Below are 20,731 nucleotides of genomic sequence, written 5' to 3' on the forward strand. Positions count from 1 at the left end.
GCTCTAATTCTACACATTTATACTTCATCCGCTTGATTGATGTGCAGAAGCGTTGGTTTATACTTCCTAAAGCTTTTGTAGGCATGTTTGAAGTATAAGTACATAAAACAGAAGAGCCTGTAGCAATTAAGCTACAGGCTCTTCTGTTTTATACTTGCTTCTTGAGCTTAGTCAACATTGTCGTGTAAGAAACGGTTGTCGCCTAGGATCTCGTTATCGTCGTTCAGGTTGAAGCGGGAGATGTTACGCTCGGAAGAATGCACTACTCTGTCCAGAGCAACATTGCGACGCAGGTAAGCAGGCGTCTCAAGTTTCTCTTTCATTGCTTCAGAAGTAATGCCAGAGCTCAACATCATCAGGCGCTGACGTCTCTCTTCCGCTCTGCGCTGCATCAGTTCGCGCTCTTCTGCTATACGAGCTGCTTCACGGGTAGCATAATCATCCTGACGCGGAGGATGTGCATTGTTTGAAGTATACGTAGTAGGAGCAGATGCATAAACAGAATCCTGCGTTTCAGCGTCCAGCTCAAACACAATACGCTGTGGTGGTTGTGCTTGTGGCTGCGGTTGTACTTGCGGCTGTGGCTGCTGAGAATACTGCTGTTGCTGCGGCTGCTCAACAATTGGTCTGCGTACCGGCTCGTACTGCTGTGGAGCAGCCTGCTGTACTGGCGCAGGTGCCGGAGCAGGAACTGGTACAGGAGCAGGCGCTGCAACTTGTTTCGGCACGAAATTAACTACTTCTACAGCCTCTGGTTTTGCTGGCTCATGAACAGTAATTTTTTTTTCACTGTTCAGGTCGAAAACCGTTTTTTTTGCCTCGATAATTTCTTCGGCGCTGCTGGCAAAGCCGGTAGCAATAACTGTTACACGGATGCTCTGGCCAAGAGAAGAATCGATGCCATGACCGAAGATAACTTCAGCTTCTTGGCCGGCTTTGTCCTGGATGTATTCCGTGATCTCAGTCAGTTCATCCATTTCAAGCTCTGCCTGCTCGCCAGACATGATAGAAAGCAGGATCTTCTGAGCACCGTGGATATCGGTATTGTTCAGCAACGGAGATGAAAGTGCTTCTTCAGCAGCACGCAACGCACGGCCTTCGCCTTCTGTTGTCGCAGAACCCATAACTGCAGCACCAGAGTCTTTCATTACCGTCTTCACGTCTTCAAAGTCAACGTTTACTTCAGCAGTCACCGTAATGATCTCAGCGATCGACTTGGCAGCTGTCGTTAACACGTTATCGGCTTTGGCAAATGCCTCACGGATGGTCAGGTTGCCGAACATCTCGCGCAGCTTGTCATTCAGGATCACCAGGATCGTATCGCAGTTCTCGCTCAGCTCTTTGATACCGTTCTCAGCAGCAATCTTCTTTTTCTTGCCTTCGAAAACAAACGGAGCTGTTACAATACCTACAGTCAGGACGCCAAGCTCTTTGGCAACTTTAGCAATAACCGGAGCAGCACCAGTACCAGTACCACCGCCCATACCGGCAGTAATGAACACCATTTTGGTATCGTTGCTCAAAAGCTCACGAATTTCTTCTTTGCTCTCGAGTGCAGCATGCTTTCCTTTTTCAGGATTTGCACCGGCACCAAGGCCTTCGGTAAGGTTTAAACCTATCTGTAATTTGTTTGGTACACTGCTGCTTTTAAGGGCCTGCATATCCGTGTTACAAATCACGAACTCCACGTCCTTAATACCCTGGCTATACATGTGGTTAACTGCGTTACTTCCACCGCCCCCTACACCAATCACTTTAATGATGGACTTTCCGCTAGCCGGCAAGTCAAAACTGTACATTGAAGTCATGCTAAAATCTCCTGCTCTATTATGGGTTTTTAATAATTTTGCTTATCGTTATCTATATCGTCTGACAGAAATCCTTTCAGTTTCTGGAAGAGGCCCATGCCGCTTCCTTCTTTTGGCGAAGGAGTTTTTGGTGCAGACTTATTAGTATACTGTTCTTGTTGCGGCACTTCATCGTAGCGATGGGTGCGCTGGTCAAGCGGCTGGTAACCTGCCAGTACCAGGCCAACGGTTGTCGCATACATTGGGCTCTTCACCGCATCGATCTTCGACTTACCCAGATGCTCGTTCGGATAGCCAATACGGGTATCCATACCTGTAATGTACTCTACCAGCTGAACCAGATTCTGCAGCTGCGCACCACCTCCTGTGATCACAATTCCTGCAGCAAGGCTGTTGGCATATCCTGACCTAACAATCTCTGCATAGATGAGTTCAACAATCTCCTCCATTCTAGCTTCTATAATATAAGCAAGATTTTTCAGAGAAATTTCTTTTGGCGTACGGTCTCTCAAACCTGGGATCGAAACAATCTCATTCTCAGAGGCTTCGTCCGCAATTGCTTTACCAAACTTCACTTTCAGCTGCTCTGCCTGGTTTTGCATTACCATGCAGCCCTGCTTGATATCGGAAGTAATGATATTGCCACCGAATGGTAGAACTGCAGTATGACGGATGATATTGTCTTTAAAGATAGCTAAATCTGTCGTACCACCTCCAATGTCTACAAGCGCTACTCCGGCTTCCTTCTCTTCTTCGCTCAAAACCGACATGCACGAAGCAAGCGGCTCCAGGATCAGATTATCGATCTCCAGCCCGGCACGGCTGATGCATTTGTTGATGTTGTTGATGGCATTCGACTGGGCTGTGATGATATGGAAGTTACCTTCCAGGCGCACACCCGACATACCCACCGGATCAACAATGCCTTCTTCGTAATCTACCTTGTACTCCTGCGGCATCACATGTATGATCTCACTTCCCGGAGGCGTAACCAGACGGTACATGTCGTTGGTCAGACGGTTTACATCGTCTACCGTGATCTCATGGTCTGTAACCTGGCGGGTGATGCTGCCATTGTGCTGCAGACTTTTGATGTGCTGGCCCGCAATGCCCACATTTACCACACCAATGTTGATGCCCGATTGCTCTTCGGCCTGACGGATGGCTTTTCTGATAGCTTCTACCGTCTTGTCGATGTTGCTGACAATGCCGCGAACCACACCCTCGGATATGGCTTTCCCCATCCCCAGGATCTCGAGCTTTCCAAATTCATTCTTCCGACCAACAAGTGCGCAAACTTTGGTTGTGCCAATGTCCAAGCCTACTACTATTTTGTCGTTCTGCATACCTTGTATAAGTTATTCACAAATAATCTGATCTTCGTACTCTACATTTACTCTCTTATATTTTTCCCAACCCATTACAGGCAGTACTTCTTTATAAAAGATCATTAACTTCTTGAACTTCTGTTCTACCCTGGCTGGCTTCCCAAACTCGATGGTATGCTCGCCTACCTGAGGCATAAAAGAGACCCTGCCCTTGCCGTCGATATGCATCTGGGCTAACTGCGCTTTCCAGAAAGGGTCGTCTTCGACAAACCTCAGCAGGGAAAGGTAGGCCTGGCCAGTTGAGTCCTGAAAAAAAACCTTATCTAATTTAAGGGAGGCCGACTTGGTAATAGGTATTACACGAGCGGTATATCTGTCGGAGAGGGGAAGTATGTTTCCCTCTGCATCAATGTACACATCTTGATCTTGTCGTATAATTCTTGCAATAGGCCTGTTTTGTTTTACACTTACATGAATGTTTCCATCTAGACCCCGGAACACCTCTGCCTCTTTTACAAAGCTATGGGCTTCGATGCGTTTTTCCAGGTTTTTTAGGTCGATGCTGCGGTTCGGAAGTCCTTCCAGTTTACGCTCGCCCTCACGGGTCAGCAGGTCTTTTACTTCCTTATCACCAATAAAGTAATTGTTGTACTCATTATCAATTTTTATTGAAACTTTTTCACAACTTTTTTCATCCTGACGAGATGAAGCAAAGCCAGCCAAAGCCCCGGTTGCGATAATGCTACAACCTGCAAAAATTAAAGATTTTATTTTACTATTCAAGCCCATACCCTTTATTTTCTAAAATATTTTTGATAGGCTTAACCAGCGTATCGATATCTCCGGCACCAACTGTTGCCAGCACATCAAAATCGCTGTTTTTTGCTAAATAAGACACAACTTCCTGCTTTCGGATAAGTACTTTATTTGGGCAGGAAACCTGCTCCAGAATGATATCGGAAGTGACACCCGGTATCGGTTTTTCCCTGGCCGGATAAATATCCAGCAACACCAGTTCATCTGCCTTGCTCAGGCTCTCTGCAAACTCCTTTGCAAAGTCGCGCGTGCGCGTAAACAGATGCGGTTGAAATATCACTTTTATTTTTTTATCCGGGTACAAAGCACGCAACGACGACATAAAAGCATCGATCTCTTTCGGGTGATGCGCGTAGTCATCGATGTATACTTTTCCCTCTCCTTCGTACACAAACTCAAAGCGCCGCTTCACGCCCGAATACGTCTCCACTCCAGCGCTGATCTTATCGCCGTTCAGACCCAGTACCTGCACTGCTACTATAGCTGCCAATGTATTCTCAACGTTGTGAAAACCAGGCACTCCCAAACGAAGATGTGCTATGTTACCGAAGGGTGTCTGAGCATCAAATTCAAACCAGCGACCGTTGATTTTCAGTTGCTTTACCTGTGCTTCTCCAGCCCCTAAACTATACCGGATCACGTGCACGCCTTCCTGTACTTTGTCCGTAAGCCGGGGATCGGTTCCCTCCTGAAGGATAAGATATCCGCCGGGTTTTACCTGGCTTATGAACTTCTGGAACGTACGGATCAGTTCCTCGCTGTCACCATAAATATCCAAATGATCTGGGTCTGCGGAAGTTACAATTGCAACATCCGGAAACAGCGTCAGGAAAGAGCGGTCATACTCATCTGCCTCTACTACTACGATCTCTTTTTCAGCTCCACTTTCCCCGATCAGCAGGTTAGAATTCAGGTTGGTAGCGATGCCTCCCAGGAAAGCAGAACAGTTTACCCCGGCATGATGCAGCAGGTGCGCCACGATAGATGAGGTAGTAGTTTTACCGTGCGTACCTGCCACTGCCACCGTGTAAGCAGAGGAAGTAATGATACCCAAAACCTCCGAGCGCTTTTTGATGGTATAGCCCTGCTCCTTAAGGTACGCCCACTCGGTATGCTCTGCCGGTATAGCCGGTGTCAGCACAACCAGCGTTTCTGTTTTATGATCAAGGATTTCCTGTGGAAGTTTGGCTACATCATCTTCGTAGTGCACGGCAATTCCTTCCTGCTCCAGTGCCTGGGTTAGCTGCGTGCGGGTTCTGTCGTAACCCCACACCGGAAATCCTTTGGCGCTGAACCAGCGGGCGATGGCGCTCATACCAATGCCGCCAATACCTAAGAAGTAGATGTATTTATACTGCTCCAGTTTCACTTGATCAGTTTTAATAATTCGTTTACAATATCGGCTGCCGCATTTGGCCGCGCCATTTTGCGGATATTCTGCGCCAAGCGCTGTTGCTCCTGCTCATTTTCTGCCAGTCGCAGTGCTGCAGGTATCAGTTGCTGCTGTGCTTCCTGGTCGCGTACCAACAATGCTGCATGCTGCTGCACCAAGGCCATTGCATTTTTGGTCTGGTGGTCTTCGGCCACGTTGGGCGAAGGCACCAGTATAGCTGGTTTTGCAGCCAGGCATAATTCTGAAATGGATAGTGCTCCGGCCCTGGAGATCACCACATCGGCTGCCGCATACGCCAGATCCATCCTGCGGATGAAATCAAAAATGCGAACACCTTCCTTATACTTTGCCTCCAGTTCCTGCGCCTGCGGGTAGTAAGCTCTGCCGGTCTGCCAGATCAGCTGGTAACCAGCCTTCGTAATCTGCTCCAGCCCCGCTGCTATACTTTGGTTAATGGTTCTGGCGCCCAGGCTGCCGCCGATCACAAGTATCGTTTTCTTGTCAGCCGACAGGTTAAAGAACTCGAGTGCTTCGCTGCGCTTTAGGTGACTGTCCATGATATCGCTGCGCACCGGGTTGCCGGTCAGCACCAGCTTTTCTGCCGGGAAGAAAGCTTCCATGTTCGGGTAAGCCACACAGATTTTGTTGACCCGTTTGGCCAGCAGCTTGTTGGTAATGCCGGCATAGGAATTTTGTTCCTGTATCAGCGCCGGTATCTTACGGGCAGTAGCTGCATACAACAAAGGTCCGCTGGCATAGCCACCTACTCCCACTACTGCATCTGGCTTAAACTCTTTGATGATCTTATGAGACGCACGCACACTGGAGATCACCTTCAGCGGAAAGGACAAATTGTCCAGTGTCAGGCGGCGCTGCAACCCGCTGATCCAGAGGCCTACGATCTTGTATCCAGCTTCCGGCACCCGCGTCATTTCCATGCGCCCGATCGCCCCAACGAAGAGAATCTCCGCATCAGGATGCAGCGCCTTGATCTGGTTAGCAATTGCCACCGCCGGATAAATGTGTCCGCCGGTGCCGCCCCCACTGATGATCACGCGATATGGTCTGTTGCTATCAGGCATTTACTACTTTGTTTGAAGCTACACCCGGAGTTGCACCGGTTGCAGCACGCTCCAATTCACTCTCATTGCGGCTCACGCTCAGGATTACCCCGAGCGAAATGCCGGTAAAAATCAGGGATGTTCCACCCATACTTAGCAGCGGCAACGGCAAACCTGTAATTGGTCCGAGACCTACTGCTACGCCCATGTTCACCATCCCCTGTATCACCAGGCTAAAACTAAGGCCCGCGGAAAGCAGCCCCCCGAATGCGCCGTTACTTTTACTCACGGTCACAAGGCCCCGGTAGAGCAGCGCCAGGTACAAAAACAGAACAATTACCCCACCTACCAGGCCATATTCCTCCAGAATAATGGCATAGATAAAATCCGAATAAGGGTGAGGCAGGATATCGCGCTGATCGCTGTTGCCAGGGCCTTTGCCCAGCACACCGCCTGTAGCGATTGCAATGTAGGATTGCTCCAACTGGAAAGCTGTCTCCGTCGGATCCATAAAATCCTCCACACGGCTGATGGCCGTATTCAGACGCTGACCTGCTGCCAGAGCAATGCCACCTAGTATACCCATCGCCAGCACCACCACTGCTAGGTGTTTGATCGGCACACGACCAATAAACATCAGCAACAGGCAAGTCAAGAACAACAACACCGCTGTGGAGGTATTGGTCATCGCGATCAGGCCGCAGATGAAAACGGTCCAGGCAAAAATAGGTGCCAGCGTACGCTTCAGGTCGTGCAGCTTCTGCTGCTTTTTTGAGAGCATACTTGCCAGGTAAGAGATCAATGCCAGCTTCGCCAAGTCAGAAGGCTGGAACGTCTGGTTGATAACCGGGATCGTGATCCAGCGGGAAGCTTCGTTGATATTGGAGCCGTAGATGTAGGTAATAACCAGCAGTGGCGCTGATAACACGAGAGCGACCAGCGACAACTTGGAGTAATAGCGGTAGTTCACTTTATGAGCGCCCCACATAAAGGCAAGCCCAACTATGATCAGGAACGAGTGCTTGAAGAGGAAGTACTCCGTGTTGCCCTCCATTTTTTTATAGGCAAGGGTACCCGTGGCAGAATAGACTACCAGCACGCTTATGAGCGAGAAAGCAACCACAATCCCCCAAAGTACGGCATCCCCTTTCAGGTTCTGCTGCAACCACTGCTTTACCATAATCCCCTTGGCTATACTTTATACTTATCTTTTCAAAACGATTTTTTCTACAGCCTCTTTGAAGCGCTGCCCCCGGTGCTCGTAATTGTTAAACAAATCGAAGCTAGCACAAGCAGGCGAGAGCAACACCACATCACCCGGCACCGCCAGGGAGCGGCTCAGGCGCACGGCATACTCTATCGAGGTCGTCTCTGCTATGACCGGCACTATTCGCCCGAATGCCTTCTTGAGCTTTTCATTATCAGTACCCAAACATATGAGTACTTTTACCTTTTCCCGCGCCAGTTCTTCCAGCACGCTGTAATCATTGCCTTTGTCAACGCCTCCGGCTATCCAGATGATCGGCTGCTTTATGCCTTCCAGTGCATAATACACCGCTTCCACGTTAGTGGCTTTGGAATCGTTGATGTAGGTTACTTCTTTGGCTACCCCCACATGCTGTAGGCGGTGCTCCGCGTTTTCAAAAGTTTCCAGTGCCTGAGAGATGTCTTCATCAGAGATCCCTAACAGCTTGGCCACCGCTACAGCAGCCATGGTGTTGTACTGGTTATGTTTTCCGATCAGGCTGGACTTTGAAGTATCAATGTGGCCCTCGAAAAACTTTACCTGTACATTTATATGTTGTCCCTCATAGGTGACTTTCGCGTTCTCCTTTCCCTGTAAGGTGAAAGGGATCGTTGTTCCGCCAAAAGCCGCAGAATTGAACGCATTACTAATATTATCATCATCGGCGTTATAGATAAAATAGTCAGTTCCACTCATGTTTTGCGCAATACGCAGCTTGGAGGCAGCGTATTTCTCCATGCTGTACCCGTAGCGGTCCAGATGGTCAGGCGTAATGTTCAGCAGCACTCCGATGTGCGCTTTGAATTGATACATGTTGTCGAGCTGAAAGCTGCTCAGCTCCACTACATAGTACTCGTGCTTGTCCTCGATCACCTTTTCGGCAAGGCTTTCTCCGATGTTCCCGGCTAGCCCAACGTTTATACCTGCGCTTTTCAGCAGGTGGTAAGTTAGCAACGTAGTCGTTGTCTTACCATTGGTGCCTGTGATACAGATAAACTTGGCATTGCTATACCTTCCGGCAAACTCGATCTCGGAGATGACCGGGATCTGGCGCTTTACCGCTTCCTGCACAATGGCGGCTTTCTCCGGAATGCCTGGGCTTTTGATGATCTCGTTTGCCTCCAGTATGCGTTCAAATGTATGCGTACCTTCTTCGTAAGGGATTGCAGCAGTGGCCAGTTTGGCTTTATACTGCTCCTTTATCTGCCCCATATCCGACACAAACACCTCCAGCCCCTTTGCTTTTGCCAGCAAAGCCGCTCCTACGCCACTCTCTCCTGCTCCAAGTATTGCTATTTTCATAGGTTGTGTTTCGTGTTAGCGCAACTTCAATGTTGCCAGTGTTAAGATGGCCAGCATAATACCCACAATCCAGAAGCGACCTACAATCTTGGATTCATGGTAGCCCAATTTCTGGTAATGATGGTGCAGCGGCGACATCTTGAAAATGCGGCGTCCTTCGCCATACTTCTTTTTGGTATACTTGAAGTAACTCACCTGCAGCATCACCGACAGGTTCTCTACCAGGAAAATACCGCAAAGGATAGGGATCAGCAGCTCCTTGCGCACGATCAGGGCCAGCACCGCGATGATACCTCCGATTGACAGACTGCCTGTATCGCCCATGAACACCTGTGCCGGATAAGTGTTGTACCACAAAAACCCGACACATGCCCCCACAAAGGCCAGACAGAAAATAGCCAGCTCACCGGAGTTGGGTATAAACATGATGTCGAGGTAATCGGCAAAAATGGTGTTACCCGACAGGTAAGCAAAGAACGCCAGTGTCATACCGATAATAGCCGATGTTCCGGCAGCCAGACCGTCGATGCCGTCCGTAATGTTAGCTCCGTTTGATACTGCCGTGATCACCAGGATCACAAACGGGATGTACAGATAGCAGGACCAGCCCTGGAACAAAGGACCGGCAAAAGAAAACAGGTTACAGTAATCCAGTTCGTTGTTCTTTCGGAACGGAATGGTGGTGATCATGCTGTGTACATCCACGTACTGCTTGCTTGCATTCACGGCTGAGGTCGTGCCATCCGAAAAAATGTATTGGCGCACTACCACGTCATCGTTGAAGTATAAGGTAAGCCCCACGATCAGGCCAAGACCGATCTGCCCCAGTATCTTGAAGCGGCCCGCCAGGCCTTCCTTGTTCTTTCTGAAAACCTTGATGTAATCATCCAAAAAGCCGATCACGCCCAGCCAGATGGTAGATACGATCATCAGAATAATGTAAATATTATCCAGTCGCGCAAAAAGCAGCGTTGGCACCAGGATGGCTAAAAGAATAATAAGACCTCCCATGGTTGGGGTTCCTTTCTTCTCCATCTGCCCTTCCAGTCCCAGGTCACGGATACTTTCGCCCACCTGTTTGCGCTGCAGCATTTTAATCAGTTTGCCCCCGAAAATCATCGCAATCAGGAGCGACACTAAGGTAGCCATACCTGCCCTGAAGGAGATGTACTGAAATACACCAGCCCCTAAGAGATCGTATTCACGGTCGAGGTATGTAAAGAGGTGATAAAGCATTTACTTATGTAGTCGGTATTGTATTCTGTTTTCCTGCGGGTTTCCCCATTTATACTTGTCTTAGCTATTTACCCAGTTGCTGAAACGTTTCGTACAGCACCTGTTTATCATCAAACGGGTACTTCACGCCTTTCACCTCCTGGTAGGTTTCATGCCCCTTACCGGCCACCAAAATGATATCGTTCGGCTCAGCCAGCATGCAGGCCGTCCTGATTGCCTCCCTCCGATCCAGTACCGATAAGGTTTTCTTGTAGTCAAGCGGTTTTACACCTTTCTGCATGTCTTCCAGTATGGCCTGCGGCTCTTCGAAGCGAGGGTTGTCGGAGGTAAGTATAACCTTATCGCTCAGCTTGCATGCCAGGTCAGCCATAACCGGACGCTTGGTTGCATCGCGGTTTCCGCCGCAACCTACAACCGTAATTACCTTCTGGTTTGGGTTGCGGATCTGCTGGATGGTATTCAGCACATTCTCCAGCGCATCCGGGGTATGCGCATAATCCACAATACCGGTGATCTGCGATTCTGAAACCACATAATCGAAGCGCCCTGCCGCCGTTTCCAAATTTGAAAGTACTGTAAGCACCTCCACCGGGTCCTCGCCCAGCAATGTAGCCGCGGCATACACGCCCAACAGGTTGTATGCATTGAAGGCGCCGATCAGCCTGCACCAGATCTCGTGCCCATCCACCTCCAGGTGCAATCCTTGTAAGGTATTATCAAGGATGCGTGCTTTGAACTCAGTAGCCTTACGCAATGAGAATTCATGCACGCTGGCTTTGGTGTTCTGTACCATTACCGATCCTCGCTTGTCGTCGGCGTTAACAAGAGCAAAAGCCTTGGCCGGTAACATATCAAAGAACGATTTCTTGGCTTTGATATATTCCTCAAATGTATTGTGGTAATCGAGGTGGTCGTGGGTGATGTTGGTAAAAACGCCTCCGGCAAAAGTCAAACCTGCCACGCGCTTTTGCACCATGGCATGCGAGCTAACCTCCATAAAACAGTAAGCACAACCCGCCTGCACCATCTGGTCCAGCAGCGCATTCAGCGACACGGCATCCGGCGTGGTGTGCGTAGATGGAATCACCGTTTCATCTATCTGGTTCTGCACCGTAGACAACATGCCTACATGGTAGCCCAGCTCCCGGAACAGCTTGTGCAACAGCGTAACCGAAGTGGTTTTGCCGTTGGTGCCGGTCACCCCTACCAGTTTGAGTTTTCGGGATGGATGGCCATAAAATGCCGAAGCCATCATACCCAATGCCTGAGCGGAGTCTGTTACCTGTATATAAGCAACATCCTCATTTATTTCCTCCGGCAGCACCTCGCATACAATGGCGGCTGCCTTGCTTTCTACTGCCTTGCTGATGTACGCATGCCCATCTGCCTGCACGCCACGCACTGCCACAAACGCAACTCCCTCCCGCACCTGACGCGAATCAAAGGTGATTGCCTCGATCTGCACGTCAAGTGGCCCGATGCTTTTCAGCACCATTACATCTTTTACTATGTTTTGCAGCAACTGCATTAGCTCAATACGATTGTTATTTTACTTCCTTTTTCAATGTTGGCACCCGGTGCCAGCGACTGTTTTTCTACGCGCTTGCCTTCGCCCTGCACTTGTACCTGCAGGTGCTGGTTGCCAAGTATAAACAATGCATCACGCAGCGTCATGCCGGTAACATCCGGCACTTTGCCAGACAACACCGGGTTAGGCATGAACTTAAACGAACGCATGTGCGGCTCCACCTTTACCCAGTCTTCATCAGCGGAGGCATTGTGGTTGCTGATACCGATCTTGTTACAGATCAGGCTCAGGTCATCAAAGCTGCCGGCTTTTACCTGCGGCAGGCTGTCTTTATTAGCTACAACACGGGCACGCATCGGTTTGTGCATGGCCAGGTCGCGTGCATAAGCTTTGTCGGCCAGCTCTTTGAACACAGGCGCGGCGACATCGCCCCCGTACACGTTCACGCCCCGCGGACTGTCTATGATCACGATGCAACTATACTTTGGATTGTCGGCCGGGAAATAACCTGCAAACGAAGTAGAGTATAGTTTTACATACTTACCATCTTTTACTTTCCGGGCGGTTCCGGTTTTACCGGCTACTTTGTAATCAGAGCTGCGGATGTTCTTGGCTGTACCATTCTGCACTACCCCTTCCAGCATGATCTTAAGCTTTTTCAAAGTCTCGTCAGAGCATATTTTCTCGTTCAGAACCCGCGTGCTGTAGGACTGAATTACGTTGTCGGCCTTGCGGATTTCCTTTACAATGATGGGCTGCACTTTCACCCCGTTGTTGGCCACGGCATTGTAAAAAGCAAGGGTCTGCAACGGCGAAAGCTTCAGTTCATAGCCGATCGACATAGAGGTAAGCGTAGTTCCGTACCAGCTTCTGTCTTGTGTGCTCTTGATAAACGGCCTTGCTTCCCCGTCCATCTGAAAACCCAGTGTGCTGTTAAGACCAAACTTGTTCAGGTACTCTACATACAGCTGCGGATTGTTGCTAAAGTGCTGTTCCATCAGTTTGGCTACCCCAATGTTAGAGGACTTCTCAAACACCTCCTGCACCGACAGCTTTCCATACCCTCCGTTTTTGGCATCGGTCATGGTCGTGTTTTTGATGCGGTAGCTGCCGTTGCCGGTATCGATGGTGTCTTCAAGCTGCACGTTGGTTGCTTCGAATAGCGCCATCATCGAAGCCAGCTTAAAGGTAGAACCCGGCTCTGTACGTCCCTGGTTACCAACAGCGTAGTTATAATCTTCAATGTAGCCGCCTTTGGTTTTGCCAAGGTTTGCAATGGCCTTGATCTCCCCTGTTTTCACCTCCATTAGGATCACACAACCATAGTCGGCATTCTTTTCTACCAGCGCTTTGTACAGTGCGTTTTCGGCCACGTCCTGCAGGTTGATATCGATAGTGGTCATGATATCGTAGCCGTGCTGCGGCTGCACCTCCGTGCCGTCGTAAATAGGCTTGTTGCCGCCGGCGATGCGCTCAAACAAGGCTTCTCCGTCAGTGCCTGCCAGGTTGTTATTGAAGCTGAACTCCAGTCCGGCGCCGTTCTTGTCTTCGTTGATAAAGCCAATGGTACGTTCTGCCAGCAACCCAAATGGCTTGAAGCGCTTTTCTACCTTCTCGAAAATAACACCACCTTTGTTTTTGCCTGACCTGAAAATAGGCCACTGCGCCATCATCTTCTTGTCCTGGTAGTTGATCTGGCGGCTGTTCAGGCGGATATACTTCCGGCCGGCATGGCGGGCATTCTTGATCTTGCGTCGGTAGTAATCTTCGGACTTATCTCCGTAAAAACGCGAAAGCAGCATAGCCAGTGAGTCTACGCCTGCATTAAAGGTCTTTGTTTCTGCAATGGTCGGGTCGAAAGCCACCCGGTAGAACGGCAATGACGTAGCCATTATACTTCCGTTGTCGGAGTAAATATTGCCACGCGTGGCGAACACCGGCTGGTAGCGGATACGGCGCTCTTTGGAAATCTTCTTCCACTTGGCACCTTCCATAAACTGAATGTGCACAACCTTATAAACGATAGCGCACGCAAAAAGGCATACAACCAGAAAGGCCAGCCTTACCCGGATCAGTATGTCCTTCTTAATATTCATCTGCAGGCACTATTACTTGATAAGGTGGAGATGAACTTTCAATCAGGCCAAGCGGGGCCACGTTACGGGCAACTTCCGATTGCTTGCTGGCTTCCATGTACTCAGACTTAAGCGTAGTATAGTCAGCCCGCAGATCTTCTGTTTCTACTTTGATCTTGTCTATCCTGCGGATGGTCTTCTCGGCATAGTGGGTATTGCCGATATAAAAGAGGGTAATGCCGGTTACAAAAAGCACGTACGGAAGGTACTTCAGGGGAAGCCCTTCTTCAAACAACGCATCAACATTGGTATACTTATCTACCAGGCCAAACAGACTGAAACGCTTTCTTGGCTGTTTTGGCGCCTCCTCCTCCGGCTGCACACGTACCCTATTCACCTTGGGTGCGGTAGCTTTCTTTGTCATAAGGTTAGAAGCCATAGTTGATGTATACTTTTAGCTGTTGGTATAGCTGTTCTTATTTAATCATTCTGCTCTCTTCTCGGCAATTCTTAGTTTGGCGCTCCTGGAGCGGCTGTTTTCCAACAGCTCCTGCTCTGTCGGTGTAATGGGTTTGCGGTTAACAGCATCAAGGGGCTTTTTCTCATTCCCGAACAGGTCTTTCTCAACCTCCCCGAAAAACTTCCCTTTCGCTATGAAATTCTTCACCAGTCTGTCTTCCAGCGAATGGTAAGAAATCACCACCAACCTTCCACCAGGCTTCAGCACTTCTGCCGCCTGCTCCAACATCTCCTCCAGCGCCTTTAACTCGTCGTTTACCTCGATGCGCAGTGCCTGGAAGACCTGCGCCAGGTATTTATTTTCTTTTCCCTTTGGGGTACAAGAACTGATTGCCTTTTTAAAATCGCCGATCGTTTCGATCGGCTGCCTTGCGCGCTGCTCCACCACCAGGCGAGCCAGCGTTCGGGCGTTTTTCACTTCTCCGTAAATGCCGAAGATGCGGTGCAACTGCTCCTCGGAGTATGTTTCCAGCACATCCTTTGCCGTCAGCGTAGCGTGCGGATCCATGCGCATGTCCAGCGGGCCTTCAAAGCGGGTAGAGAAACCCCGCTCTGCCACATCAAACTGATGCGATGAAACACCCAGGTCGGCCAGAATGCCATCTACCTCTTTTACCCGGTACAGCCGCAGGTACTTTTTCAGATCCCGGAAATTGGCCTTCACAAACTGAAAAGCCGGACTCTCAATCTTTTTTGCCTGCTCTTCGGCGTCGCGGTCCTGGTCAAACGAGTACAGCTTACCTGTTTCCAGTTTGCTCACGATCAGCGATGAATGTCCGCCGCCTCCAAACGTCACATCCACATAGACACCATCCGGCTTAATAGCCAGGGCTTCTATACATTCATTCAATAAAACAGGGCGATGGTATGCCATTATAATATCGGTTCCTCTCCCGGTTTATCGCCCAAGAACTTCTGGGCGAGTTGTGAGAAATTCTGCTGGTCCTTGATCAGGAACTCTTCATATTTATCCGGGTTCCAGATCTCGACCCGATTACCCAAGCCTACCACGATCGCATCTTTGTCCAGCTCGGCAAAACGCGCCATGGTTCTGGGCACTATAAAACGTCCGGTTCCATCCAGCTCAATTTCGGTGTTACCCCGAAAGAAATTACGCTGAAAGTGGCGGTACTCTTCGTTAAACTCGTTCAAGCCAGCTACTTTGTCATAGATCACTTTCCACTCTGCCTTCGGATACAACACCAGGCAAGGCTCGAACCCTCTCATCAGAACTACATGATTGCCAGACGCCTCCGGCAGGTTGGCTTTTATCTTGGCAGGTAAAACCAACCTTCCCTTCGGGTCTATCTTGCATTCATATTCGCCGGAGAGGAAGTTCATCTATAATTTCAGTTTCATCCGCGTAGTCTATCGGAGTATACAAATGTAGCGATTCAACAAAATACAACAACCACTATCTACCACTTTTTACCACTTTGTGGATAAATTACGGTTATCCACTCCACTTATCCACATTATCCACATTCCGGAGCCCCCACTTTGGGTATAACTTTATTTGCATGAAACATATAAACTTGCTAATATTCGAGGATTAAAAATATAACAGCCAGAAATACAGTATTTTAGACACACACATCTATACCTCCACTTTGCCCCACTGCTTTCCAAGGCAAAAGTGGGAGAAAGTGGGGCTGGTGGGAGAAAGTGGAAAAGTGTTGCTATATTTGTGGCGTGAAAAGCATGATTCGTCCTACTTTTTCTCTTCTCCTGACGCTCAGCATACTGCTTAGTTCGGCAGGTATTGCCCTGAGCGAACAGCTTTGCCTGATGACAGGCCTAAAGCAGTTACCTAGCCAGGAGCAAACGGACACTTGCTGCTCAGAGCCCGACTCCGGATCTGATAAAGAAGAATGCTGTACTGTAAAGGTCTCTTTCGAGAAACTGGAGCCGGTATCTACACTCAAGGCTTTTCACCTGGAAATACCTGTTTTCTTCGCTGAAAATTCCAAGCCGCTGCCATTGCCGTGGTTGCATGTGCCGGTTCCCCTACAGGTTACCCTCACCTACTCCGATAGTTCTCCGCCACGGCACGGCAAGCAACTGCTCCATTACCTGCATACCCTTATCGTTTAGATTTCAGCCTGCAAGATTTGCAGCACAGGCTGTACTTGCTTGTGCTTTATGCTTCTCCTGAAAATTAAACGAATAAGAACCTATGCATTTTATTATAAGATCAAGCAGCTCCCGGCGCTTTTTGCTGACAGCGCTCCTGCTGCTAAGCATACTTTTACCGGCTGCAGCACAGCAGCTGGCGGGCAGAGTGGTAGACCAGAACAACCCAAACCTGCCCCTGATCGGCGCCAACGTGGTCTGGAAGGGCACCGGCAAAGGAACCGCCACCGATGTCTCTGGCGCTTTCACGCTGCAGCTGGCTGATGCCGTTACGCCACAGATCATTGTCAGCTACATTGGCTACCAGCCTGACACCGTAGACGTGACGGGTAAAACAAGTATAACGGTATCGCTCAGCCCAACCAGTTCTATCAAAGAGGTGGTGGTGGAAGGGCAACAGGCGCGGTATTCCAGCCTCACCCCGACCAACTCGCAGATCATCACCACGCGTGACCTGGAGAAATCTGCCTGCTGCAACCTGGCTGAAAGCTTTGAGACTAATGCTTCGGTAGAGGTATCGACCACAGATGCCGTATCAGGCGCCAAGCAGATTCAGATGTTGGGCCTGGATGGCTCCTATACCTTGCTCACCACCGACAACATCCCTACGCTGCGCGGACTGGCAACACCCTACCGACTCAACTACCTGTCGGGCACCTACATCGAGTCCATCGACATCATCAAGGGCATGGGTTCGGTGCTGAACGGGTATGAGTCGATTTCGGGGCAGGTGAACGTGAAGCTGAAAGACCCGGAGAAAACCGAGCGTTTATACTTCAACCTCTACGGCAACAGCCTGGCCAAATTCGATGTGAACCTGAACGTATCGGCGCAGGTAAGTCCCAAGTGGAGTACCGTGCTGATGCTGCACTCCGACCACCTGGGCAATCGCGTAGACCACAACCACGATGGCTTTATGGACCTGGCACTGGGCACACACCACAACGTGTATAACAAATGGAAGTATAAACACGGCGATACATGGGTGTCGGAGTTTGGCGTGAACGCGTTGCGTGAAACGAAGCTGGGTGGCCAGATGGAGTACCAGAAAGGAGAGCCTGTGAGCCCCAGCCAGCACTACGGCACCGAATCGGAGGCGGAGCGCTTGTCTGCTTTTAACAAGACGTCTTATACTTTCCCGGGCAAACCGTACCAAAGTATCGGCTTTATCTCAGCCGGCTCGCACCACAAGTTCAACTCACTGTATGGCCGCCGCCAGTATAACGGAGAGCAAAATAACGCAGACCTGCGCCTGATTTTCCAGTCCATTATCGGGCACACGGGCCATACCTACAAAGTGGGCGCCAGCTTCCTTGTCGATAACTACAGCGAGACCTTGGCTGATACCACCTTTGGCAGAACCGAGCGTGTGCCGGGTATTTTTGCAGAGTACGTGTTCAACAACACCGAAAACCTGACTATTGTGGCCGGCATCCGCACCGACTTTCATAACTTGTACGGCACGGTGTTCACGCCGAGGCTGAACGTGAAGTATGATTTGACCCAGAACACCATCTTCCGGGTAGCAGCCGGGAAAGGGTTCCGGGTAGCCAACCCGGTTGCTGAGAATACCGCAGCACTGGTAAGCTCGCGCGCTTTCGTGTTCAGAGAAGAGTTAAAACCAGAAGAGGCGTGGAACCTGGGCGGCTCGTTTACCCACTATTTTGAGTTAGCTGGCCGTCCGGGCTCCTTCATCACCGACTATTACTACACCACGTTTCAAAACCAGGTCGTGGCCGACATGTACAGCAACCCGCACCAGGTGGCATTTTACAACCTGCAGGGCCGTTCCTTTTCCAAAAGCTTTCAGGCAGAGCTGCAGTACGAAGTGCTGAAAGGCTTGGACATCAAAACAGCTTACAAATACTTTGACGTGAAGTCGACTTACAACGGAGAGCTGGTGCAGCGCCCGATGATTCCACAGCACCGTTTCTTTGTGAACCTGGGCTTTGCCACCCCATTCGACAAGTGGCGCGCCGACCTGACCGCCCAGTATTTTGGCCTGATGCCGCTGGCTGCCATGGAAGAGCAGGGAGCAAGTATAAACAGAACTAATTCTGACAGGTTTTATACTTTAAACGGGCAGGTAACGAGAGCCTTTAAGCGCTGGGAAGTATATTTGGGCGGAGAAAACCTGCTGAATTACCGACAACCAAACCCTATTGTTGGTGCTCAGGACCCGTTTGGCGCAAACTTTGATGGCAGCATGGTCTGGGGGCCGATTACCGGGCGAATTATTTATGCCGGCCTGCGGTTTAAAATAGATTAATCAGAACAAGTATAACCTATAACTATAAAATCAACCAATCATGAAAAACCTGAAAGTTCTATTCTTCGCCGTAATAATGGCCTGTGTAAGTATGGCCGCACAAGCGCAGACAGGCAAAAAAGGAAACGAAACTGTTACCATCAAAACGTCAGCGGTATGCGATATGTGCAAGAAGACCATCGAGAAAGCCATGGCCTACGAGAAAGGTGTGAAATCCTCTAACCTGGATGTGGAATCGCAAATGTTAACGATCGTGTTCGACAGCAAGAAGACAGATGCGGACAAGGTGCGCAAAGCGGTAAATGAGACCGGTTACGATGCCGACGACAAACCGGCCAATCCGCGCGCGTACAACAAACTGGACGATTGCTGCAAAAAAGAACTGGGCGTGCACTAAGTTCAAGCAAGTATAAAACAGAAAGGGCGCTACATGTAGCGCCCTTTCTGTTTTATACTTGCTTGGACTTTCTAGAACTTAAAGCCTACATGAAAGCCCAATGAGAAAACGGGCGTTCCTTCTGAGTAATGATGATAGGCCACTCTTCCACCCATCACACCAAACCTGGAGAAGTTGAAGTCGTTTTCAATGTATCCGTTCACGCCGATATCAGAAGCCCGGACGTGGCGCACGGAGCCGTCAGGTGTGCCATCCACTATGTTAGCGTTTACCTCGCCCCGATGGCGCAGGGCTGGTCCGCCACCGATACGCAGCGTGATCATGTCGTTCTGCAGCAAATCGTACGTAGCATCCAGCGACCCCATGTAGAAATTGTTTTTAACGGTGTAGATCTGCTTTGCTTTATCGTAGCGCGAGGCATTCAGGGCGCCCACGTTAAACCCAATCGCAAAGCGGTCGCCAAAGTAATTGTTATAGTTGGTGTAGAACATCAGACCTTCGCTGTCATACTCAGAGAGCCAGGCATAGCTAACGCCCGTCTTAAGGGTGTTCGGGTATTTGTTTTTGCCTGCAAAACTCACAGTTGGCACTGCCAACAGTATAAGGGCCAGTGCAAAAAATAATCTGCTCACAGATGTTTTCATAAAGGGTTTGAAAGGGTGAAATTAGATGATAAAAGAAGCGTAAAAGCCAGCCACAGTGCGGTCAGGCAAGTTGCTGCACATACGCCATACCACCTCCTGCTGTTACAGCAGTGCGATCTTAAATCGTAAAACCATCCAATTTATTGCGACAGCTATATATTTTTTATCATATACTAATTCTTACCTCTCCAAGACCACTCTGGCAACTGCTCCGGCTGCTGAAAAAACAAAAGCGGCAAGCCTTTCGGCCAACCGCTTCTTCTTCATTAATTTATACTTTATTCTTTTGTTTTATACAGTTGCCACCAGGGCAGCCAGGGCTTGTCGTGGTGCTCGTAGTGGTAGCCAAAAAAGTAGCAGCTCACAAAGGCCCATACATGGTTTTTTGCCTGTGTGCCGGACTTGTGCTTGTTATCATCTCCATGCTCGCCCCGGTGTGGCAGGTAGGTACCAAAATAGAACAACTGAAAAGTAGCAAGTATGGCCGGCAGCATCCAGAAAAGGATCACGTTCTCCAACGGAAAGTATAGCTGCAGCAGGTTGTAGGTAATGGCCATCAGCACGATCTGCCACCAGGTGATGTAATTCTTCAGAAAGGAGTAGTACCAGGGCCAGAAAGAACCATGGTGGTAATCCGGGTCGTGTTCGGTAGCAACGTGGCGGTGGTGCTGGTGATGGCGCGGCAGCAAGCGCGGGTACCAGTTGTAGGCAAACAAAAAGGCGGTTATCGTACCGATGGCCTTGTTCAATTTGGGTTTGCCCGGAGCCACCACACCGTGCATGGCATCATGGGCCGTAATAAACAAACCGGTGTAAAGGTGTGTCTGCAGCAGCATGAACAGGTACGTTTGCGGTGCAGCAAAATTCACGTTGTACTGCAGCAGGTAAATCAGCAAGGCTAGCCAGCAAGCCACGATCGCAATGGCAATACCAACTCCTGTATACTTATAGCGCACCTGCTGCTTCATACTTTCTC

18 protein-coding genes are annotated in these 20,731 nt (G+C 49.6%); 3 read left to right on the forward strand and 15 right to left on the reverse strand.

From position 1 onward, the window contains the following. Nucleotides 1–167: 167 nt before the first annotated feature. The 13 genes from ftsZ to mraZ form a co-directional block, all read right to left on the reverse strand. Complete coding sequence (gene ftsZ, locus MJ611_RS00065) at nucleotides 168–1,808, reverse strand: cell division protein FtsZ (RefSeq protein WP_250427307.1); 1,641 nt, start codon at nucleotides 1,806–1,808, stop codon at nucleotides 168–170. Nucleotides 1,809–1,837: 29 nt separating this feature from the next. Continuing rightward, nucleotides 1,838–3,154 carry a cell division protein FtsA gene (gene ftsA / locus MJ611_RS00070; RefSeq protein WP_250427308.1) on the reverse strand — a complete coding sequence of 439 codons (1,317 nt, stop codon included), beginning with the start codon at nucleotides 3,152–3,154 and terminating at the stop codon, nucleotides 1,838–1,840. 12 nt (nucleotides 3,155–3,166) lie between these two features. Then, nucleotides 3,167–3,925: a cell division protein FtsQ/DivIB gene (locus MJ611_RS00075; RefSeq protein WP_250427309.1), complete on the reverse strand. Its 759-nt coding sequence runs from the start codon at nucleotides 3,923–3,925 to the stop codon at nucleotides 3,167–3,169. Continuing rightward, nucleotides 3,912–5,321: a UDP-N-acetylmuramate--L-alanine ligase gene (murC, locus tag MJ611_RS00080; RefSeq protein ID WP_250427310.1), complete on the reverse strand. Its 1,410-nt coding sequence runs from the start codon at nucleotides 5,319–5,321 to the stop codon at nucleotides 3,912–3,914. The genes MJ611_RS00075 and murC overlap by 14 nt, the downstream gene beginning before the upstream one ends. Then, nucleotides 5,318–6,427 (reverse strand): undecaprenyldiphospho-muramoylpentapeptide beta-N-acetylglucosaminyltransferase, encoded by a 1,110-nt coding sequence (gene murG / locus MJ611_RS00085; RefSeq protein WP_250427311.1) that lies wholly within the window; start codon nucleotides 6,425–6,427, stop codon nucleotides 5,318–5,320. The genes murC and murG overlap by 4 nt, the downstream gene beginning before the upstream one ends. Then, the gene (locus tag MJ611_RS00090; RefSeq protein WP_250427312.1) at nucleotides 6,420–7,586 is read right to left on the reverse strand and encodes an FtsW/RodA/SpoVE family cell cycle protein; all 1,167 of its coding nucleotides are present in this window, start codon (nucleotides 7,584–7,586) and stop codon (nucleotides 6,420–6,422) included. The genes murG and MJ611_RS00090 overlap by 8 nt, the downstream gene beginning before the upstream one ends. A gap of 24 nt (nucleotides 7,587–7,610) precedes the next feature. Then, complete coding sequence (murD, locus tag MJ611_RS00095) at nucleotides 7,611–8,954, reverse strand: UDP-N-acetylmuramoyl-L-alanine--D-glutamate ligase (RefSeq protein WP_250427313.1); 1,344 nt, start codon at nucleotides 8,952–8,954, stop codon at nucleotides 7,611–7,613. 15 nt (nucleotides 8,955–8,969) lie between these two features. Then, nucleotides 8,970–10,190, reverse strand: a complete 1,221-nt coding sequence (gene mraY, locus MJ611_RS00100; RefSeq protein ID WP_250427314.1) for a phospho-N-acetylmuramoyl-pentapeptide-transferase — start codon at nucleotides 10,188–10,190, stop codon at nucleotides 8,970–8,972. Between the two features lie 64 nt (nucleotides 10,191–10,254). Beyond that, complete coding sequence (locus MJ611_RS00105) at nucleotides 10,255–11,718, reverse strand: UDP-N-acetylmuramoyl-L-alanyl-D-glutamate--2,6-diaminopimelate ligase (protein ID WP_250427315.1); 1,464 nt, start codon at nucleotides 11,716–11,718, stop codon at nucleotides 10,255–10,257. Then, nucleotides 11,718–13,814: a penicillin-binding protein gene (locus tag MJ611_RS00110; protein ID WP_250427316.1), complete on the reverse strand. Its 2,097-nt coding sequence runs from the start codon at nucleotides 13,812–13,814 to the stop codon at nucleotides 11,718–11,720. Before MJ611_RS00110 ends, MJ611_RS00105 begins: the two co-directional genes overlap by 1 nt. Continuing rightward, nucleotides 13,804–14,232, reverse strand: coding sequence for an FtsL-like putative cell division protein (locus MJ611_RS00115; protein ID WP_250427317.1), 429 nt, complete (start codon nucleotides 14,230–14,232; stop codon nucleotides 13,804–13,806). Before MJ611_RS00115 ends, MJ611_RS00110 begins: the two co-directional genes overlap by 11 nt. 45 nt (nucleotides 14,233–14,277) lie before the next feature. Next, nucleotides 14,278–15,186: a 16S rRNA (cytosine(1402)-N(4))-methyltransferase RsmH gene (rsmH, locus tag MJ611_RS00120; protein ID WP_250427318.1), complete on the reverse strand. Its 909-nt coding sequence runs from the start codon at nucleotides 15,184–15,186 to the stop codon at nucleotides 14,278–14,280. Continuing rightward, nucleotides 15,186–15,653: a division/cell wall cluster transcriptional repressor MraZ gene (gene mraZ / locus MJ611_RS00125; RefSeq protein ID WP_250427319.1), complete on the reverse strand. Its 468-nt coding sequence runs from the start codon at nucleotides 15,651–15,653 to the stop codon at nucleotides 15,186–15,188. Before mraZ ends, rsmH begins: the two co-directional genes overlap by 1 nt. 360 nt (nucleotides 15,654–16,013) lie before the next feature. On the opposite strand from mraZ, the gene MJ611_RS00130 reads away from it, so the two are divergent. The 3 genes from MJ611_RS00130 to MJ611_RS00140 all read left to right on the forward strand — a co-directional run bounded on the left by MJ611_RS00130 (nucleotide 16,014) and on the right by MJ611_RS00140 (nucleotide 19,111). Next, nucleotides 16,014–16,406, forward strand: a complete 393-nt coding sequence (locus MJ611_RS00130) for a hypothetical protein (protein WP_250427320.1) — start codon at nucleotides 16,014–16,016, stop codon at nucleotides 16,404–16,406. Between the two features lie 82 nt (nucleotides 16,407–16,488). Then, nucleotides 16,489–18,714, forward strand: a complete 2,226-nt coding sequence (locus tag MJ611_RS00135) for a TonB-dependent receptor (protein WP_250427321.1) — start codon at nucleotides 16,489–16,491, stop codon at nucleotides 18,712–18,714. Between the two features lie 40 nt (nucleotides 18,715–18,754). Further along, nucleotides 18,755–19,111, forward strand: coding sequence for a heavy-metal-associated domain-containing protein (locus tag MJ611_RS00140; RefSeq protein ID WP_250427322.1), 357 nt, complete (start codon nucleotides 18,755–18,757; stop codon nucleotides 19,109–19,111). Nucleotides 19,112–19,182: 71 nt separating this feature from the next. Here the strand turns inward: MJ611_RS00140 and MJ611_RS00145 are convergent, their stop codons facing one another. Further along, a complete protein-coding gene (locus MJ611_RS00145; RefSeq protein ID WP_250427323.1) occupies nucleotides 19,183–19,743 on the reverse strand; it encodes a hypothetical protein in 561 nt (186 codons plus the stop codon). Nucleotides 19,744–20,033: 290 nt separating this feature from the next. Next, entirely contained in the window at nucleotides 20,034–20,723 is a 690-nt protein-coding gene (locus tag MJ611_RS00150) for a fatty acid desaturase (protein ID WP_250427324.1), read from the reverse strand. Between the last annotated feature and the right edge of the window lie 8 nt (nucleotides 20,724–20,731).

The sequence above is a fragment of the Pontibacter ruber genome (genome assembly GCF_023630205.1).
GTDB lineage: Bacteria > Bacteroidota > Bacteroidia > Cytophagales > Hymenobacteraceae > Pontibacter > Pontibacter ruber.

Excerpts from the sequence above, each read along its gene's own strand:
- ftsZ (WP_250427307.1), bottom strand. The coding sequence starts at position 1,808 with ATGACTTCAATGTACAGTTTTGACTTGCCGGCTAGCGGAAAGTCCATC.
- ftsA (WP_250427308.1), bottom strand. The coding sequence starts at position 3,154 with ATGCAGAACGACAAAATAGTAGTAGGCTTGGACATTGGCACAACCAAA.
- MJ611_RS00075 (WP_250427309.1), bottom strand. The coding sequence starts at position 3,925 with ATGGGCTTGAATAGTAAAATAAAATCTTTAATTTTTGCAGGTTGTAGC.
- murG (WP_250427311.1), bottom strand. The coding sequence starts at position 6,427 with ATGCCTGATAGCAACAGACCATATCGCGTGATCATCAGTGGGGGCGGC.
- MJ611_RS00090 (WP_250427312.1), bottom strand. The coding sequence starts at position 7,586 with ATGGTAAAGCAGTGGTTGCAGCAGAACCTGAAAGGGGATGCCGTACTT.
- murD (WP_250427313.1), bottom strand. The coding sequence starts at position 8,954 with ATGAAAATAGCAATACTTGGAGCAGGAGAGAGTGGCGTAGGAGCGGCT.
- mraY (WP_250427314.1), bottom strand. The coding sequence starts at position 10,190 with ATGCTTTATCACCTCTTTACATACCTCGACCGTGAATACGATCTCTTA.
- MJ611_RS00105 (WP_250427315.1), bottom strand. The coding sequence starts at position 11,718 with ATGCAGTTGCTGCAAAACATAGTAAAAGATGTAATGGTGCTGAAAAGC.
- MJ611_RS00110 (WP_250427316.1), bottom strand. The coding sequence starts at position 13,814 with ATGAATATTAAGAAGGACATACTGATCCGGGTAAGGCTGGCCTTTCTG.
- MJ611_RS00115 (WP_250427317.1), bottom strand. The coding sequence starts at position 14,232 with ATGGCTTCTAACCTTATGACAAAGAAAGCTACCGCACCCAAGGTGAAT.
- rsmH (WP_250427318.1), bottom strand. The coding sequence starts at position 15,186 with ATGGCATACCATCGCCCTGTTTTATTGAATGAATGTATAGAAGCCCTG.
- mraZ (WP_250427319.1), bottom strand. The coding sequence starts at position 15,653 with ATGAACTTCCTCTCCGGCGAATATGAATGCAAGATAGACCCGAAGGGA.
- MJ611_RS00130 (WP_250427320.1), top strand. The coding sequence starts at position 16,014 with ATGATTCGTCCTACTTTTTCTCTTCTCCTGACGCTCAGCATACTGCTT.
- MJ611_RS00135 (WP_250427321.1), top strand. The coding sequence starts at position 16,489 with ATGCATTTTATTATAAGATCAAGCAGCTCCCGGCGCTTTTTGCTGACA.
- MJ611_RS00140 (WP_250427322.1), top strand. The coding sequence starts at position 18,755 with ATGAAAAACCTGAAAGTTCTATTCTTCGCCGTAATAATGGCCTGTGTA.
- MJ611_RS00150 (WP_250427324.1), bottom strand. The coding sequence starts at position 20,723 with ATGAAGCAGCAGGTGCGCTATAAGTATACAGGAGTTGGTATTGCCATT.